Annotated in this window: 17 protein-coding genes; 7 read left to right on the forward strand and 10 right to left on the reverse strand. The window is 74.6% G+C overall.

From position 1 onward, the window contains the following. The first annotated feature begins 87 nt into the window (after positions 1 to 87). From LPA27_RS15540 to LPA27_RS15550, 3 genes are all read left to right on the forward strand, one after another. A complete protein-coding gene (locus LPA27_RS15540; RefSeq protein WP_056864596.1) occupies positions 88 to 675 on the forward strand; it encodes a TetR/AcrR family transcriptional regulator in 588 nt (195 codons plus the stop codon). An 80-nt stretch (positions 676 to 755) separates the two neighbouring features. Further along, on the forward strand, positions 756 to 977 hold the full coding sequence (locus tag LPA27_RS15545) for a DUF3107 domain-containing protein (RefSeq protein WP_056864000.1): 222 nt from the start codon (positions 756 to 758) through the stop codon (positions 975 to 977). Positions 978 to 1,029: 52 nt separating this feature from the next. Beyond that, positions 1,030 to 1,329, forward strand: a complete 300-nt coding sequence (locus LPA27_RS15550; RefSeq protein ID WP_056903758.1) for a hypothetical protein — start codon at positions 1,030 to 1,032, stop codon at positions 1,327 to 1,329. Positions 1,330 to 1,344: 15 nt separating this feature from the next. Here LPA27_RS15550 and LPA27_RS15555 read toward each other — a convergent pair whose 3' ends face one another. Beyond that, the gene (locus LPA27_RS15555) at positions 1,345 to 2,076 is read right to left on the reverse strand and encodes a ferritin-like fold-containing protein (protein WP_056863998.1); all 732 of its coding nucleotides are present in this window, start codon (positions 2,074 to 2,076) and stop codon (positions 1,345 to 1,347) included. A gap of 177 nt (positions 2,077 to 2,253) precedes the next feature. On the opposite strand from LPA27_RS15555, the gene LPA27_RS15560 reads away from it, so the two are divergent. Next, positions 2,254 to 3,801, forward strand: coding sequence for a DEAD/DEAH box helicase (locus LPA27_RS15560; RefSeq protein ID WP_228943022.1), 1,548 nt, complete (start codon positions 2,254 to 2,256; stop codon positions 3,799 to 3,801). Positions 3,802 to 3,877: 76 nt separating this feature from the next. Here the strand turns inward: LPA27_RS15560 and LPA27_RS15565 are convergent, their stop codons facing one another. Then, positions 3,878 to 4,555 (reverse strand): L,D-transpeptidase, encoded by a 678-nt coding sequence (locus LPA27_RS15565; RefSeq protein ID WP_228943023.1) that lies wholly within the window; start codon positions 4,553 to 4,555, stop codon positions 3,878 to 3,880. A gap of 1 nt (position 4,556) precedes the next feature. Then, complete coding sequence (locus LPA27_RS15570; RefSeq protein ID WP_056864595.1) at positions 4,557 to 5,345, reverse strand: ParA family protein; 789 nt, start codon at positions 5,343 to 5,345, stop codon at positions 4,557 to 4,559. A gap of 148 nt (positions 5,346 to 5,493) precedes the next feature. Between LPA27_RS15570 and LPA27_RS15575 the strand changes: the two genes are divergently transcribed. Next, a complete protein-coding gene (locus tag LPA27_RS15575; protein WP_228943024.1) occupies positions 5,494 to 6,279 on the forward strand; it encodes an SDR family NAD(P)-dependent oxidoreductase in 786 nt (261 codons plus the stop codon). 29 nt (positions 6,280 to 6,308) lie between these two features. On the opposite strand, the gene LPA27_RS15580 is transcribed toward LPA27_RS15575, so the two are convergent. After that, positions 6,309 to 7,190 (reverse strand): PHP domain-containing protein, encoded by an 882-nt coding sequence (locus LPA27_RS15580; RefSeq protein WP_228943025.1) that lies wholly within the window; start codon positions 7,188 to 7,190, stop codon positions 6,309 to 6,311. Between the two features lie 59 nt (positions 7,191 to 7,249). On the opposite strand from LPA27_RS15580, the gene LPA27_RS15585 reads away from it, so the two are divergent. Continuing rightward, positions 7,250 to 8,521, forward strand: a complete 1,272-nt coding sequence (locus tag LPA27_RS15585; RefSeq protein WP_228943026.1) for a YibE/F family protein — start codon at positions 7,250 to 7,252, stop codon at positions 8,519 to 8,521. Between the two features lie 26 nt (positions 8,522 to 8,547). Here the strand turns inward: LPA27_RS15585 and LPA27_RS15590 are convergent, their stop codons facing one another. The 4 genes from LPA27_RS15590 to LPA27_RS15605 all read right to left on the reverse strand — a co-directional run bounded on the left by LPA27_RS15590 (position 8,548) and on the right by LPA27_RS15605 (position 12,482). After that, positions 8,548 to 9,198: a DUF6758 family protein gene (locus LPA27_RS15590; RefSeq protein WP_228943027.1), complete on the reverse strand. Its 651-nt coding sequence runs from the start codon at positions 9,196 to 9,198 to the stop codon at positions 8,548 to 8,550. Positions 9,199 to 9,251: 53 nt separating this feature from the next. Further along, the gene (locus LPA27_RS15595) at positions 9,252 to 9,806 is read right to left on the reverse strand and encodes a histidine phosphatase family protein (protein WP_228943028.1); all 555 of its coding nucleotides are present in this window, start codon (positions 9,804 to 9,806) and stop codon (positions 9,252 to 9,254) included. 63 nt (positions 9,807 to 9,869) lie between these two features. Further along, positions 9,870 to 11,837: a CASTOR/POLLUX-related putative ion channel gene (locus LPA27_RS15600; RefSeq protein WP_228943029.1), complete on the reverse strand. Its 1,968-nt coding sequence runs from the start codon at positions 11,835 to 11,837 to the stop codon at positions 9,870 to 9,872. Positions 11,838 to 11,888: 51 nt separating this feature from the next. Beyond that, positions 11,889 to 12,482, reverse strand: coding sequence for a MaoC family dehydratase (locus tag LPA27_RS15605; protein WP_324251266.1), 594 nt, complete (start codon positions 12,480 to 12,482; stop codon positions 11,889 to 11,891). 83 nt (positions 12,483 to 12,565) lie between these two features. On the opposite strand from LPA27_RS15605, the gene LPA27_RS15610 reads away from it, so the two are divergent. Then, on the forward strand, positions 12,566 to 13,693 hold the full coding sequence (locus LPA27_RS15610) for an endonuclease/exonuclease/phosphatase family protein (protein ID WP_228943030.1): 1,128 nt from the start codon (positions 12,566 to 12,568) through the stop codon (positions 13,691 to 13,693). A gap of 21 nt (positions 13,694 to 13,714) precedes the next feature. Here the strand turns inward: LPA27_RS15610 and LPA27_RS15615 are convergent, their stop codons facing one another. Further along, entirely contained in the window at positions 13,715 to 14,731 is a 1,017-nt protein-coding gene (locus LPA27_RS15615; RefSeq protein ID WP_228943031.1) for a hypothetical protein, read from the reverse strand. Between the two features lie 23 nt (positions 14,732 to 14,754). After that, complete coding sequence (locus tag LPA27_RS15620) at positions 14,755 to 15,948, reverse strand: acyl-CoA dehydrogenase family protein (protein WP_056863987.1); 1,194 nt, start codon at positions 15,946 to 15,948, stop codon at positions 14,755 to 14,757. Between the last annotated feature and the right edge of the window lie 220 nt (positions 15,949 to 16,168).

The following is a 16,168-nucleotide window of genomic DNA, read 5'->3' on the forward strand; positions in this document are numbered from 1 at the left end:
GAGCAGGAGCACCGCGTGACCACAGGCCAGCACCCCTCCGACACGGCGCGCGCCGACGTCGACCAGGCCCGTCCCCGCGGGGGCCGGATGCCGCGTCGCGAGCGACGCACCCAGCTGCTGGGGTCGGCCCTCGAGGTCTTCGTGGCGCAGGGCTACCACGCCGCCGCCATGGACGACATCGCGGAGCGCGCCGGGGTCTCCAAGCCGGTGCTCTACCAGCACTTCCCCGGCAAGCTCGACCTCTACCTCGCGCTCCTGGACTCCTCCTGCGACGCCATCATCGACAACTGCCGCCAGGCGCTGCTGTCCACGCAGGACAACAAGCAGCGCGTGGCCGCCGCGATCGACGTGTTCTTCGAGTACGTCGCCGCCGAGTCGGGCGCCTTCCGGCTCGTCTTCGAGTCCGACCTCACCAACGAGCCCGCCGTGCGCGAGCACGTCGACCGCGTGACCACCGAGTGCGCCACCCTCATCGCCGAGGTGATCCGCGACGACACGGCGCTGCCCGACCCCGCCTCGCGCCTGCTGGCCGTGTCGCTGGTGGGAATGGCGCAGGTCAGCGCGCGGTTCTGGCTCACCGAGGCCGGCGGCATCGACCGACCCGACGCCGCGGCGCTCGTGGCGGGCTTGGCCTGGCGCGGGATCCGGGGCTACCCCAAGGCCGACGAGGCCTGATCCCCACCCGGGTGGGAGCATCGAGCCAGCACGTCCCCGCACACCCCACCGCAGCACCCAGACGACTCACAGGAGGACCCGTGGAGGTCAAGATCGGCATCCAGCAGGCAGCACGCGAGCTGGTCGTGGAGACCGACGAGAGCGCCGAGGCCATCGGACAGCTCGTTGCCACCGCCGTCGACGCCGGCGGCGTCGTCACGCTCCGGGACAGCAAGGGCCGCACGGTCATCGTGCCCGCCGCCAAGCTGGCCTACGTCGAGATCGGCAACAGCGTCGCCGGACAGGTCGGCTTCCGCAGCTGATCGCGAGGAGGGGCCGGGTGCCCGTTGCCCCGGCCCCCCACGGAGGAGGACCATGAGCGTCGTGGACGTCGATGCGATCCTGTGGTCCCTCGTCGGTGGCACCGTCGTGGCGCTGCTGGCGCTCTGGATCGCGCGGGGCGGCCGCGACGACTCCCCGCTGTGGCTGGTCGTGCTGGCCGGCATCGCCGCCGCGGCCCTGGGCACCCTGGCGCACGGCGCGGTCTACGACCGGGCCGTGACCGGCTTCGACTGGTGGCGCCACGCCTGGCAGCTCGCGGCCTCGGCGATCGGGGTGTCGCTCACCCTCGCCCTGCTGCGCGGTGAGCGCACGCGTCACCGCGCCGCTCGCTGAGCGCCCGGGCCTCGCTCAGCTCTCGAGGCCGAGCTCGGCCATCCGCTCGGTGTGCCGCTCGGTCAACCGGGTGAACATCCGCCCGATGGCGGCGAGGTCGAGCCCCGGCACGTCGGCGCCGCCGGCGAGCAGCGACGACAGGGCGTCGCGCTCGGCGGCCACGCGCTGGGCCTGGGTGAGGGCCTCCCCCATGAGCCGGCGCCCCCACAGCGCGAGCCGACCGCCGAGGCGCGGGTCGGCGGCGATGGCCGCGCGCACCCGGTCGACGACGAAGGCGGCGTGGCCGGTCTCCTCGACCGAGGCCAGCACGAGGTCGCGGGTGTCGGTGTCGAGGAAGGCGGCGATCTCGCGGTAGAAGTCGTCGGCCAGCCCGTCGCCGACGAAGGCCTTGACCAGGCCCTCGTACCAGTCGGCCGGCGCGGTGTGCTCGTGGAAGAGCTCGATCGGCTCGCGGAAGGGGGCCATCGCGGCGAAGGGGTCGGCGCCGAGCGCCGTGATCCGCTCGTGCAGCGGGGCGACGCGGGTGAACTCCGCCGCGGCCTTGCCGGCCACCGCCACCTTGTCCTCCAGCCGCGGGGCCAGCTTGGCGTCCTCGGCCAGCCGCTCGAAGGCGGAGATCTCGCCGTAGGCGATGGCTCCGAGCAGCTCGACGACGGCCTCGCGGTAGGCGGGGTCGTCGAGTGCGAGCGGGGTGTCCTCGCCGCCCGGGGCGCCGGCCGGGTCCGGCCGGTCTGTCGATGGGGGCATGGTCGCACCCTACCGATAGACTCGGGCGCAGGGCGCCGTGCCCGCCGGGCGCGAGCGGCCCACGTATGTGCGCGGCTGACGCTGTCGAGAGCTACCTGCACCGTTGACTGGGGCAGCCCGACGAGTCCGCCGCATCCGGACTCCCGGCCCCTCACCCGCGCCGGGCTCACGAAAGCGATGAGACCACTGACCACGTTCCGAGAGCTCGGGGTCCTCCCCGACATCTGCGACGCGCTCGAGCGCGCCGGCATCACCACCCCCTTCGCCATCCAGGAGATGACGCTGTCGGTCGCCCTCATGGGCACCGACCTGATCGGCCAGGCCCGCACGGGCACCGGCAAGACCCTCGCCTTCGGCATCCCGGTGCTGCAGCGCAGCGTCGCCCCCAAGGACCCCGACTACGCCGAGATCCCGCAGGGCAAGCCGCAGGCGCTCATCGTCGCGCCCACCCGCGAGCTGGCCCTCCAGGTCTCCAGCGACCTCGCCATCGCCAGCAAGGACCGCGGCCTGCGCGTCCTCACCGTCTACGGCGGTGTGGGCTACGACGGCCAGCTCGAGGCCCTCGAGGCCGGCGTCGACGTCGTCGTCGGCACCCCCGGGCGACTGATCGACCTGGCCAACCGCAGGGCCCTCGACCTCTCCCACGTGCACGCCCTGGTGCTCGACGAGGCCGACGAGATGCTCGACCTGGGCTTCCTGCCCGACGTCGAGCGCATCCTGCGGATGACCCCCGAGACCCGCCAGACCATGCTGTTCTCGGCCACCATGCCCTCCGCGATCGTCGCCCTGGCCCGCACCCACATGCGCCACCCGATGAACATCCGCGCCGAGTCCTCCTACGACACCACCCTCGTGCCGGCGACCGCGCAGTTCATCTACCAGGCCCACGACCTCGACAAGCCCGAGATCATCGGGCGCGTGCTCCAGGCCGAGGACGCCGAGAAGATCATCGTCTTCACCCGCACCAAGCGGCAGTCGCAGCGCATCGCCGACGACCTCGCCGAGCGCGGCTTCAGCGCCAGCCCGCTGCACGGCGACATGGCCCAGGTCGCCCGCGAGAAGGCCCTCGCCAAGTTCCGCGAGGACAAGATCCGCGTGCTCGTCGCCACCGACGTCGCGGCCCGCGGCATCGACGTGCGCGGCGTCTCCCACGTCATCAACTACACCTGCCCCGAGGACGACAAGACCTACGTCCACCGCATCGGCCGCACCGGCCGGGCGGGGGCGACCGGCACCGCGATCACCTTCGTCGACTGGGCCGACGTGCAGCGCTGGAAGCTGATCAACAAGACCCTCGACCTGCCCTTCGACGAGCCGGCCGAGACCTACTCCACCTCCCCGCACCTCTACACCGACCTCGGCATCCCGGCCGGCACGAAGGGCCGCATCGTCGACCCCGCCCCGGTCGAGCGCAAGCCCCGCGAGGAGCGCGGCGGCGACCGCGGTGGACGTGGCGGCGAGCGCGGTGGACGTGGCAGCGACCGCGGTGGAGACCGCGGTGGAGACCGCCCCGCGCGCAACCGCAGCCGCACCCGCTCGCGCGGTGGCGACTCCGGCGGCTCCGCTGCGGCCGCCGCGCCGACGACGGGCCCCGCCACCGACGCGCCCGAGGGCTCCGCCGAGGGCGGTGCTCCCCGCGCCCGTCGCCGCCGTCGCAGCCGGGGCGGCTCCGGCCAGGGCGGCCAGGGCGAGAGCCCGTCCCAGGCCGCGGCCGAGACCGCCTGAGCCAGCAGCACCACGCACGGCCCGCCGGTCCGCCGGCGGGCCGTGCGGCGTTCCGGGTGCAGGCCGGTCGGGCCGGTCAGGCCGTGACGACGACCTCGGTGCCCAGCGGTGCGAAGGCCCACATCAGCCGCGCGTCGGAGCGCTGCTGCCGGATGCACCCGTGCGACCGGGGGGTGCCCAGGTCGAGGCGGCTCTGCACGCGCTCGCCGTCGTCGACCGGGATGTCGTGGAAGCCGATCGCGGCACCGCTCGGGCCGCGGGTGAAGCGCACGAAGTAGCGCATCGTGCCGGAGTCGTCGATGCCGATCGCGTCGAGCGAGCGCGACCACACCTCGTAGGTGCCGGGGTCGAGGTTGTCGGTGAGGCTCCCGGAGACCAGGTACGTCGACGCCACCGCGCCGGAGCCCTCGACCAGCCAGACGCGCTGGCGCGACTCGCTGAAGACCACGCGCCGCCCGCTGCCCGAGCGCGCGGGCAGGGTGTCCATCGCCCGCCGCAGCGCGGCGGCGCCCTCACCCCACGCGGCCGCGGGCGCGCCGGCCACCGCCGGGTCCTCGGGCTCCGGCTCGGCCCCCGCCCGCGGTGGGGCGCTCTCGAGCGCGACGACCGGCGCCTCCTCCTCCTCGGCCGACGAGGGCAGCACACCCGTGCCGCCGAGGACGGCCACGGCCGTGACGAGGAGCGAGGAACCGAGGGCGGCGAGGCGCCCGTAGCGCGGGCCGCCCTGGCCGCTCCCGGTCCGCCGGCCGGTCATCTCAGGACGTCGCCTTCGGGCGCTGCGAGCGGGTCACCAGGTTGGCGGCGACGGCGCGGTAGGCCTGGGCGCCCTTGCTCGTGCGGCTCGTGGCCAGGATGGAGCGGCCAGCGGCGGGCGCCTCGGCGAACTTGATCGTCTTGGGGATGGGGGGCTCGACCACCTCGAGGTCGTAGGTCTGCGAGATGGTCTCGAGCACGGTGCGGGCGTGGTTGGTGCGCCCGTCGTAGAGGGTGGGGAGCACGCCCCAGACCTCGAGGTCGCGGTTGGTGAAGCGGCGCACGTCGTGCACGGTGTCGAGCAGCTGGCCCACGCCGCGGTGCGACAGGGTCTCGCACTGCAGCGGCACCAGCACCCCGTCGGCGGCGGTGAGGGCGGCGACGGTGAGCACGCCCAGCGAGGGCGGGCAGTCCAGCAGCACCCAGTCGTAGCCGGCGTCGGCCTCCTCGAGGGCCTCCACCACCCCGCGCAGCACGTGCTCGCGCCCGGTGCGGGTCAGCAGGTCGGCCTCGGCCCGCGCCAGCTCGATGGTGGCCGGCAGCAGGTCGACGCCGTCGTCGGTCTCGATGACGACCTCGAGCGGGTCGACGCCCTTGGTGAGCACGTGGTGCACCGACAGCTCCAGCACCTCGGGGTCGATGCCCAGGGAGAAGGTCAGGCAGGCCTGGGGGTCGAGGTCGACCAGCAGCACCGCGTGGCCCAGCTCGGCGAGCGCCGCACCGATGGAGGCGACCGAGGTGGTCTTGGCGACGCCGCCCTTCTGGTTGGCGATCGCGAGTGTCGTGGTCATCACCGCCCATCATGCCGGACGCGGGCCCGCCCGTGTCGGACGCTCGCCTGCCGTCACCGGCCTGCTGTCGTCGGCCTGCTGTCGTCGGCCTGCTGTCGTCGGCCTGCTGTCGTCGGCCTGCTGCCCCGCGCCTGCTTCACTGGGCGCCATGTCCTCCCCGCAGCCCGACCGCCCCGCGGGCACCGCCCTCGTCACCGGACCCACCGCCGGCATCGGCCGCGCCTTCGCCGAGCAGCTCGCCGCCCGCGGTCACGACCTCGTGCTCGTCGCCCGCGACACCGCCCGCCTCGAGGGGGTCGCCGCCGAGCTGCGCGCCGCCCACGGGGTGGCGGTCGAGGTGCTCACCGCCGACCTCGCCGACCGCGGGCAGCTGCTCCGCGTCGAGGAGCGCCTGGCCGACCCCGCACGCCCCGTGGAGCTGCTGGTCAACAACGCCGGCTTCGGCCTCAAGCACCGCTTCCTCGACAACCCCGCCGACGCCGAGACCGCGATGCTCGACGTGCTCGTCACCGCGGTGCTGCGGCTCAGCCACGCCGCGCTGGGGCCGATGGCCGAGCGTGGCCACGGCGGGGTCGTCAACGTCTCCAGCGTCGCGGCCTTCCTGCCGCGCGGCACCTACTCGGCCGCCAAGGCCTGGGTCAACCAGTTCGGCGCCTGGGCCTCCCACGAGTACGCCCCGCGCGGCGTGCGGGTCATGACGCTGTGCCCGGGCTTCGTCAGGACCGAGTTCCACGCGCGCATGGACGTCTCGCGCGGCTCCGCGCCCGACCTGCTGTGGCTCGAGGCCGACCGGCTCGTGCGCGACGCGCTCGCCGACTACGACCGCGGCCGCAGCCTCTCGGTGCCCAGCGCGCAGTACAAGGCGATCACCGCGCTGGCCCGGGTCGTGCCCGGCGGCGTGCTGCAGCGCTTCCAGGGCCTGGGCCGGCGCTGACCGGCGCTGACCGGCGCTGACCGGCCCGGTCAGGGCAGGAGGAGCGGCTGCGGGGTCGCGCGGCCCGAGCGGGCCGCGGCCGCGGCCGCCAGCTCGAGCAGGCGGTGCAGCTGCTCGGGGGGCGTGGTGTGGCAGCCCAGGTCGTGGTCGACCTTGCCCGTGCCGTGGTGGTCGCTGGACCCGGTGGCGACCAGGCCGAGGTCGGTCGCGATCGCGCGCAGCCGCTCCCGGGCCGCCGGCGCGTGGTCCTGGTGGTCGACCTCGATGCCGGCCAGGCCGCGCTCGGCCAGCGCCTCCAGGGTGGCCGCGTCGGGGCGCTCGTCGCTGCGCCGGCCCCACGGGTGGGCGATCACGCTGACCCCGCCGGCGCCGGCCACCGCGTCGATCATGTCGGTCAGCGGCGCGGCGTAGCGGTCGACGTAGGCGGGACGGCCGGGGTTGAGGAAGCGGGTGAAGGCCTCGGTGCGGTCGCCGACGACGCCGCGCTGCACGAGGGCGTCGGCCACGTGGGGCCGGCCGCTGGCCGCGCTGTCGCCGGAGACGGCGGCGACGTCGGCCTCGGTGATCTCGATGCCGAGGGCGTTGAGACGGGCCACGACGTCGGGCACGCGCGACACCCGCCCCTCGAGGATGCGGGTGAGCCCCTCGGCCAGGGGCGGGTACGTCGGGTCCGGCAGGTAGGCCAGCAGGTGCACCGACTGGCCCTCGTGGCGGGTGCTGATCTCCATGCCGCGCACCAGCCCGATGCCGACGTCGGCGGCGGCGCGCTCGGCCTCGGCCCAGCCCTCGGCGGTGTCGTGGTCGGTGAGCGCCACCACGTCGAGGCCCGCGGCCGCCGCGGCCCGCACCAGCTCGTCGGGCGACTGGGTGCCGTCACTGGCCCGCGAGTGGGTGTGGAGGTCGATGCGCACCCCCCCACCCTAGGACCACCCCACCGACAGGGCCGTCGCGTCCGGGCATGATGACGCCCATGGGGAGTCACCGAGCCGACCGCACGCCGCCCCGCTCCCCCGCCGCCACCGCCGCGGCCGTGGAGTCGGGCCACGGCCACTCCCACGGCGGACCTCCCCCGACGCTCGACGTGGGCCTGCGGGCGCGGGCGGTGCTGCTGGGCCTGCTCGCCGTGGGCGCCGTGGTCACCCTCGTCGGGCTGGTCGTGCTGTGGCCCGCGGCCTCCGACGCGCCCGAGGAGGTCGACTTCCTGCGCAGCGGCACCACCACCCTCACCGCCCCCGTCGTCGACGTCGGTCCCTCCTGCCCGGTGCTGGTCGACGGCGAGCAGGGCTCGCGCGAGCCGCCGCCGGAGGACTGCGACACCCTCACCGCCGACGTCGGGGGCGAGGACGTCACCCTCGGCGTCCCGCCCTACGTCGGCCGCTCGGGCCTGGTGGCCGGCGACACGGTCCGTCTCATCCGACTGCCGGCCTCCAGCACGCCCGACGGCCAGGTGGGCTACGGCTTCGCCGGGGTCGAGCGCACCCTGCCGCTGGGGCTGCTCGCGGGCGCCTTCGTGGTCCTGGTCGGCCTCGTCGCCCGCCTGCGGGGACTCCTCGCGCTGGTCGGCCTGGGCCTGGCCGCGCTCGTCATCGCCCGCTTCCTGCTGCCGGCGCTGCTCGCGGGCGGGTCGGGCTGGGCCGTGGCCGCCGTCGGCTCCGCCGCGATCATGTACGTCGTCCTCTACCTCGCCCACGGCCCCTCGCTGCGCACCAGCGCGGCCCTGCTCGGCACCCTGGCCGGCATCGGGGCCACCGCCCTCCTCGGCGTCTGGGCGGTCGGCGCGGCGCGGCTCTCGGGCATCAGCGACGAGACCGGGGAGGTGCTCGCGACCTACGCCCCCGCCCTCGACAGCCAGGGCGTGCTGGCCTGCGCGGTGATCATCGCCGGGCTCGGGGTGCTCAACGACGTCACGATCACCCAGTCCTCGGCGGTGTGGGAGCTGCGCGCCGCGGCGCCGGAGCTCTCGCGGCGCCAGCTCTTCGGCAGCGCCATGCGCATCGGGCGCGACCACATCGCCTCGACGATCTACACGATCGTCTTCGCCTACGCCGGCACCGGCCTGGCCGTGCTCATGCTGCTCAGCCTCTACGACCGACCCTTCCTGGAGCTGCTGGCCGACGAGTCCATCGGGGTGGAGATCGTGCGCACCCTGGCCTCCGCGGTCGGGCTGGTGCTGGCCGTGCCCCTCACCACGGCCGTCGCGGCGCTGACGGTCGGCGGGGCCGTGGTGCCCGAGGACGCCTGACCCGCCCCCTGCTGCCCCGCCGCGGCTCACCAGGCCGGGGCCGGCCCCCCGAAGGGCAGCTCGACCAGGCCGGGGCCGAGCGCGGAGACGTCGCGCAGGTGCCACTCGCCGTGCAGGAGGAGCACCGCCGGCGCGGGCCGCACGACCACCCACAGCCACCTCCCGTGGGCCTCCCCGGCGAGCACCGAGCGGTCCCACTCGCCGTCGGCCGCGCTGGTCGAGACCGCCCACAGCGGCACCTGCTGGCCCTCGACGCGCAGACGCACCACCGGCGCGGCTCCCCCGATCTCGTAGCCCGGGTCGGTGTGGGGTGTGCCCGCCACGCGCGCCCCGAGGCCGGTGCCGGCCTCCTCGGTGACGACCACGACGTCGACCGGGCCGTCGGCCTCCGTGGTGCCGGTGCAGGCGGTGAGCACCGCCCGCGCGGCCCCCGGTCGGGCCGCGACCACCCCGAAGCCGGTCACCGACCAGTCGGGCCCCAGCGGCCAGGGCAGGAGGCTGGGCAGGTCGCCGGCCATCTCGAGGTGGTCGGTGAAGTCGGCGTAGCCGACCTCCGAGGGGCGCCACAGCGGGGCGGCGGCGCCGTGCTCGGGGCAGGACCAGAGCCCTGGGCCCTGCTCCGCGGGCAGCGGAGCGACGGGGGCCGGGCAGCGGGGGCAGGCTGCGGAGAGCGGCACGCAGCCACGGTGACCGCCCTCGGGCCCCGCCGTCAAGGGCCGCTAAGGGCCGCTCAGGCGTTCCACCGCAGGACGACGGGGGTCTCCCGCTCGTGGCCGAGCACCGAGACCGTGGCGGTGTCGAGGCGCAGCAGCCGGCCGTCGGCCACCGGGAGGTCGAGCCACCGCGCCGCCAGGGCGCGCAGGGAGTGGCCGTGGGCGAAGAGCAGCACGTCGCCGTCGACGCCCCGCGCCCGCGCCACGACCCGGTCGAGGCGCCGCGACACGTCCGAGGCGTCCTCGCCGCCGGGGCAGCCGTGGGTCCACACCGTCCAGCCCGGCACGTCCTCGCGGATCGCGGGGGTGGTCACGCCCTCGTAGTCGCCGTACTCCCACTCGCGCAGGTCGTCGTCGACCTCGGCCGAGGCCCAGCCGGCCAGCTCCGCCGTGCGCCGCGCGCGCAGCCGCGGACTGCTCAGCACCAGGGCGAAGTCGCGCCGCAGCCGCCCGGCGAGGCCGGCCGCGACCTCCTCGCCCTCGGGCAGCAGCGGCAGGTCGGTGGTCGAGGTGTGCCGACCCTCCCGGCTCCACTCGGTCTCCCCGTGCCGCACCAGCCAGACGTCGCCCATGGCGCCATCCTGTCAGTCGGCCCCGAGGCGGCCCCGACGCGGCCCCGGAGCGGTCACGGGCGGTCACGACTCGGCCAGCACCACCACGCGGTCGCCGGGGAGCACCGTGAGCAGGTCGGACTTGGCCGGGTTGAGCCGGACCCCGAAGTCCTCGCCCCGCACGGCCAGCGCCGTCGACGTCCAGCCCAGGGCGGTCTCGCCGCGGCGCGACGCACCGGCCACCACGCTCGCCCACGCGACCGGCGCGCCGGGTGCGACGTACCAGTGGGCCGGGCGCAGGTAGACCTCGCTGCCCTCGGAGCCGAGCAGCTCGGCGAAGACGTCCTCGAGCCGACCGTCCTCGGAGAGCTGGGTGACGATGAGGCTCACGATCTCGCCGCTCACCACGACGTCGTCGATGTCGGCGACCTGGGCGAGCAGGCGGTTGCGGTCGTCCATCATCTCGCTGACCACCGCGGTCGGGTGCTCCCGGCGCGAGAGGATGTCGCGCACGTGCAGCAGCGTGACCAGCGTGCGGGCGTCGGCGGCCTGCGCGTCCAGGTGGTCGGAGTAGCACAGCACCAGCACCTGGTCGAGGCCCTCCACGACGTGCTGCTCCAGCACGGCGCGGTCGGTGGTGCCGGCGCGCACGACGCTCACCGCGAGGTGCTCGAGGTCGGTGGGCAGCACCGGGTCGCCGTGGGTGGTCACCACGGTCAGCGTCGAGCCCGGCTCGGCGTAGTGGTCGAGCTCGCGCAGCATGATCGGGGCGCGCTCGTTCCACCCCAGGAGCAGGGCCCGCGTGGGGTGGGCGTCGGTGCCGTCCTCGACGCCGAGCACCGCGGGGTCGGGACGGGTCCGGGCGACCGCGGCGCCGGCGAGCACGCCGTCGTCCTCGGCCACCACGATGAGCGTGGCCGTGCCGACCACGGCCGAGGGCGGCGGGTTGAGGCGCGTGACGCCGCCGTCCAGCAGGCCGATCACGGTGGCCCGCTCGTAGAACAGCTGCGCCTCCTCGTACGTCGCGCCCGCCAGCCCGTGGTCGGTGAGGAAGTAGATCTCGTCGCCGTCGTAGTCGAAGAGCTCGGTGTAGACCGCGGCGGCGCCGGACTGGCGCGAGGTCTGCACGAGCAGCTTGGCCACCGTCTCGCGGATGTCGAGCAGCGAGGTGCGCCGGGCGCCGACGAGCCGGGCGACCTCCAGGTTGGCCGGGTCGCGGATCTCGGCCACGATCCGGGGCCCCTCGGAGCCCTCGTGGGTGAGCGCCAGCAGGGTCTTGACGACCTCGCTGTCGGGGTCGTCGGAGTCGGGCGCCAGCAGGATGACCGAGCGCGCCGTGGCGTGGCTGCTGACCGCGAGCTCGTCGACGTCCATCGGCGAGCCCGACCGGCACACCACCCGCGTGCCGCGCAGGTCGGGCACCTTGGCGCGGATCTCGTCCTCCATCTCGACCTTGTCGCGGTCGGCGAGCACGACCACCACGGGTCGTCGCCGGCTCTCGTTGGCCAGGGCCAGCTCGCGCAGGATCGTGAACACCGAGTCCGACCAGCCCAGCACCACGGTGTGGTCGCGCTCGAGCACGATCGAGCGCCCACGGCGCAGGTCGGCCAGCCGCGCGTCGATCCCGGCGGCGATGACGCCGATGAGGGCCGAGACCACGAAGAGCCCGGCCACGGTCAGCAGGAGCATGGCGGCCACCAGCCGCCACGGTGCCTGCTCCTCCCCCGCCACGGTGCCGGGGTCGAGGGCGTGCAGCAGGGCGGAGAAGACCTCGTCGGCGAAGCTGCGGTCGGCGACCGGGTCGTCGGAGCCGCGCAGGCCCAGCAGGCTGACGGCCGCGGCGAAGGCCACGACCAGCACGGCGGTCCCCGCGGCCAGCCAGCCGACCAGCGCCGGCGTGCCGCGGGCCATCGAGTTGTCGAACCGGTAGCGCAGGCGCTCGCCCGGCCGGGGCGGACGGGTGCCCCGCCGGGTGGCCGGGGCGGTCCCGGCCACCCGGTGGGTGGGCGCGGCGGTGGCGCGGCGCCTCAGCTGCGGTGCGGAGCGGGCCATGGTGGGGATGGTGCCCCACCCCGCCGGTCGTCGGCAGCGGAACGCCGTGGGTCAGGCCTGTGGTCCGGCCCAGTTCTTGTCCGGCTGCGGCACGGGGCGCCCGGGCTGCTCGCCACCGCGCTGCGTGAGGTAGTTCTCCTTCGGCACCATCACCTTGCGCCGGAAGACGCACACGACCTTGCCGTCCTGGTTGTAGCCGATGGTCTCGACGTGGACGACGCCACGGTCGTCCTTGCTCGTCGACTCGGTCTTGCCCAGCACCGTGGTCTCGCCGTACAGGGTGTCGCCGTGGAAGGTGGGCGCCACGTGGCGCAGCGACTCGACCTCGAGGTTGGCGATGGCCTTGCCGGAGACGTCGGCCACGCTCATCCCCAGCAGCAGGGAGTAGACGTAGTTGCCCACGACGACGTTCTTGCCGAACTGCGTGGTCTCCCCGGCGTAGTTGACGTCGAGGTGCAGCGGGTGGTGGTTCATCGTGAGCAGGCAGAACAGGTGGTCGTCGTACTCGGTCACGGTCTTGCCGGGCCAGTGCTTGTAGGTCGCTCCGACCTCGAACTCCTCGTAGCTGCGGCCGAACTGCATGGGCTCTCCTCTGGCTCGGGCGTCGGGCGTCGTCGTGCACCCGCTCGCGGTGTCGCACGCCATGGTGGCGCACACCGCACCCGGGCGGCCGGGTGCCCGCCGTGGGTTTCGTCACGCCCCGGCGGTGGGCCGCCTACACTTCCCCCGTGCCGTCCCTCCCGCCGACCGACGACCCCCGCCACCTCGCGCCGGGCCCGCGTCCCCTGCTGACGCTGCTGCCGGTGGCGGCCGTGCTGGCCAGCGTGGCGCTCGTCCTGGCCCTCACCGGCGGGCTGCCCCCCGGTGACGACGGCAGCGCCGACCTGCGCGCGGCCGAGGCCGGCACCACGCCCACCGCTCCCGTGGCGGCCACCACGCGCCCGACCCAGGAGGTGCTGGAGGCCCCCGCCGCCATCGAGCCCGCCCCCGGGCAGCGGGCCCAGCAGCTGCGCGCCGCCCTGGAGCCGGGCACCGCCGTGCCCGGCCGGCAGACGGCCCTGCCGGTGCGACGCCTCGCGCGACAGGTGGAGGAGCGCACGACCTGCCAGCCCGAGACCGTCGAGCGCGAGCTGACGGTGCTGTCCTACAACATCAAGTCCGGCTTCGCGAGCGGGCGAGGGCTGCAGCTCGACGACTACGCCCGCGCGATCGCCGCGACCGCCGCCGACGTCGTGCTGCTCCAGGAGGTCGACCGCAACCGTGCCTTCTCGCGGCGCACCGACCAGCCCGGGATCCTCGGCGCACAGCTGGGCATGCAGAACGCCTTCGGGGCCAACGTGCTGCGCAGCGGGGGCAGTCAGTACGGCACCGCGATCCTCTCGCGCTTCCCCATCGAGGAGTCGGCCAACCGCCTGCTCCCGTTCCTGCCGGGCAAGGGCATGCAGCAGCGCGGCCTGCTGCACGCCACGATCGACGTCGACGGCGTGCCGGTGAGCCTCTACAGCACCCACCTGCAGAACCGCTCCGAGCCCTCGCGGATGGCCCAGGCCCGTGCGATCAACCAGGTCATGGCCGCCGACCCGCTGCCCAAGGTCCTGGGCGGCGACATGAACGCGCACCCGACCTCGGCGCCGATGCGCACGCTGGCGGCCACCATGGTCGACAGCTGGCCCTCCTCGGGCGCCGGGCCCGGCTTCACCCACCCCTCGGTCAACCTGCGCGGCCGCATCGACTACCTGCTGCACGGCGGGTCGGGCATCACGCCCCTGGCGAGCTCGGTGCCGGCCGTCACGCTGTCCGACCACCGGCCCGTGCGCACGACCTACCAGGTGCAGGGCGTCGTCGAGACCTGCTGACACCCGGCGCCGGCGTCGCGGTCAGTCCACCACCTGCGAGGCCACGAGACCCGCGAGCGCGACCAGGGCAGCCTCGCCCACCTCGACGGCGTCGATGCTGGAGGGGTGGACCCCGGGGACCTCGACGGGGGTCAGGTCCTCCCAGGAGCCGACCAGCCTCGTGCCGGCGTCCCGGAGCACCGCCACGGTGTCGGCCGCCTGCTCGACCACCCACGGCGCCACCGGCAGACCCAGGCGCGGCTCCTCGGCCCGGCGCGCGGCCAGCACCGTCTTGGCGAGCACCTGCTTGCGCAGCCTGGCCCCGGTCGGGAAGGTCAGGCCCTGGGCGTCGAGGAGCTGGTTGACCCGCTGGAGGACCAGGGTCGACGTCAGCCCGAGGGAGGCGTTGGCCCCACCGGTGCCCTCGTGGACGGGCACCGCCACGCCCAGCACCTCGCCGAAGCGGTGCGCCAGGGTGTCGCGGGGTGCGCCGGGCCCCGGCACGGTGACGACCTGCACGTGGTCGTGCCCGACCGCGCGCGACCAGGAGTCGACGACGCGCGGCAGGTGCTGCTGACGCCAGAACGTGCCTCCCGCGGTGACCCGGTCGGCGACCCCGGCGCCGCGCCCGGGCCGCTTGGCGGCCACGTCGGCGACGTACTCGTCCCAGCCCCAGCTGCGGCCGTTCTGGATCGTCTCCTGCCACAGCGACGCGACCGAGCGGTTGAGGTCGCGGGCCGTCACCACCACGTCCACCACGGCGCCGCCGAAGGCTCCCACCACGCGGTCGACCTGGTCGGGCCCCGCGGGGCCGAGGAACTCCATGGACACCACCGCGGTGCCGTCGTGCCCGTCGATCTCGTCGACCATCCGGCGCCACGGGCGCCCGGGGCTCGCGGACAGCACGTCCTTGACCGCGGCGACCTGGCGGCCCCAGCCCGCGCCCGGCACGAGCACGCCGTGCGCACCCAGCTCCGCCTTGGCGGCGAAGAGCAGGTCCTGCACGAAGCTCGTGCCGGACTTCATCAGACCGACGTGGAGGACCACCCGCTGCGCCATGTCGCGAGACCCTAGGTCACCGCTCAGCGCAGCCGATAATCCTTCAGCACGGCCCGGCCGATGATCATCTTCTGGATGTCGGCGGTGCCCTCGCCGATCAGCAGGAACGCCGCCTCGCGGTAGAGCCGCTCGATCTCGTACTCCTTGGAGTACCCGTAGCCGCCGTGGATGCGGAAGGACGCCTCCACCACCTCGTTGCAGTACTCCGCCGCGAGGTACTTGGCCATGCCGGCCTCGACGTCGTTGCGCTGCCCGCCGTCCTTGGACCGCGCCGAGCGGACCATCATCGCGTGGGCGGCCTCGACCTTGGTCGCCATCTCGGCCAGGCGGAACAGGATGGCCTGGTGCTCGACGATGGGCTTGCCGAAGGTCTCGCGCTGCTGGGCGTAGGCGATGGCGAGCTCGAAGGCGCGGTTGGCGACGCCGGTGGCGCGGGCCGCGACGTTGACGCGACCGACCTCGACGCCGTCCATCATCTGGTAGAAGCCCTGGCCGGGAGCGCCGCCCAGGATCTGGTCGGCGGAGATGCGGTGACCCTCGAGCACCAGCTCGGTGGTGTCGACGCCCTTGTAGCCCATCTTCTCGATCTTGCCCGGCACCGTGACGCCCTGGGCGGTCTCCCCGAAGCCGGCCTCCTTCTCGACGAGGAAGGTGGTCATGTTCCGGTAGACCGAGTCGGCGCCCTCGTCGGTCTTGACGAGCAGCGCCACCAGGGTCGAGGAGCCGCCGTTGGTCAGCCACATCTTCTGGCCGGTGATCTCGTAGCCCTCGTCGGTCCTGACGGCCTTGGTCTTGATGGCCGCGACGTCGGAGCCCAGGCCCGGCTCCGACATGGAGAACGACCCGCGCACCTCGCCGGTCGCCATCCGCGGCAGGTACTTCTGCTTCTGCTCCTCGGTGCCGTGGTGCATGAGCAGGTAGGCCACGATGAAGTGGGTGTTGATGACCCCGGAGACGCTCATCCAGCCGCGGGCGATCTCCTCGACGACCAGGGCGTAGGTCAGCAGGGACTCGCCCAGACCGCCGTACTCCTCGGGGATCATCAGGCCGAAGACGCCGAGCTCCTTGAGCCCCTCGACGATGTCGGTGGGGTACTCGTCGGCGTGCTCGAGCTCGGTGGCGACGGGGAGGATCTCGGACTCCACGAAGGAGCGGACGGCCTTCAGGATCTCGGACTGGTCCTCGGTGAGTCCCTCGGTCTGGCACAGGCGGGCCATCGGCACGTGCTCCTTCGTCTCGGCGCGGCGACGCGGCGGCGTCGGTCGTCGGACCCAAAGTAACCCGTCAGTAGCCTAGGGTCACTTGTGGGGAACGCCACAGCACCGGCCGGGTCTCACCCGTCCGCGCGCCTGGGCAGCAGCCGGCGCAGCGCACGGCCGGCGCGACCGGCTCGGCCGGGAGCCGGGCCGGGTGGGGCGGCGGCGCGAGCAGGCGCGG

The organism is Nocardioides sp. Leaf374, assembly GCF_916862475.1.
Classification (GTDB): domain Bacteria; phylum Actinomycetota; class Actinomycetes; order Propionibacteriales; family Nocardioidaceae; genus Nocardioides; species Nocardioides kribbensis.

Bases quoted from the DNA above. Each gene is read 5' to 3' on its own strand.
- LPA27_RS15555 (WP_056863998.1), bottom strand. From the start codon at position 2,076: ATGCCCCCATCGACAGACCGGCCGGACCCGGCCGGCGCCCCGGGCGGC.
- LPA27_RS15570 (WP_056864595.1), bottom strand. From the start codon at position 5,345: ATGACCACGACACTCGCGATCGCCAACCAGAAGGGCGGCGTCGCCAAG.
- LPA27_RS15565 (WP_228943023.1), bottom strand. From the start codon at position 4,555: ATGACCGGCCGGCGGACCGGGAGCGGCCAGGGCGGCCCGCGCTACGGG.
- LPA27_RS15575 (WP_228943024.1), top strand. From the start codon at position 5,494: ATGTCCTCCCCGCAGCCCGACCGCCCCGCGGGCACCGCCCTCGTCACC.
- LPA27_RS15620 (WP_056863987.1), bottom strand. From the start codon at position 15,948: ATGGCCCGCCTGTGCCAGACCGAGGGACTCACCGAGGACCAGTCCGAG.
- LPA27_RS15615 (WP_228943031.1), bottom strand. From the start codon at position 14,731: ATGGCGCAGCGGGTGGTCCTCCACGTCGGTCTGATGAAGTCCGGCACG.
- LPA27_RS15550 (WP_056903758.1), top strand. From the start codon at position 1,030: ATGAGCGTCGTGGACGTCGATGCGATCCTGTGGTCCCTCGTCGGTGGC.
- LPA27_RS15560 (WP_228943022.1), top strand. From the start codon at position 2,254: ATGAGACCACTGACCACGTTCCGAGAGCTCGGGGTCCTCCCCGACATC.
- LPA27_RS15595 (WP_228943028.1), bottom strand. From the start codon at position 9,806: ATGGGCGACGTCTGGCTGGTGCGGCACGGGGAGACCGAGTGGAGCCGG.
- LPA27_RS15585 (WP_228943026.1), top strand. From the start codon at position 7,250: ATGGGGAGTCACCGAGCCGACCGCACGCCGCCCCGCTCCCCCGCCGCC.
- LPA27_RS15540 (WP_056864596.1), top strand. From the start codon at position 88: ATGCCGCGTCGCGAGCGACGCACCCAGCTGCTGGGGTCGGCCCTCGAG.
- LPA27_RS15605 (WP_324251266.1), bottom strand. From the start codon at position 12,482: ATGGCGTGCGACACCGCGAGCGGGTGCACGACGACGCCCGACGCCCGA.
- LPA27_RS15600 (WP_228943029.1), bottom strand. From the start codon at position 11,837: ATGGCCCGCTCCGCACCGCAGCTGAGGCGCCGCGCCACCGCCGCGCCC.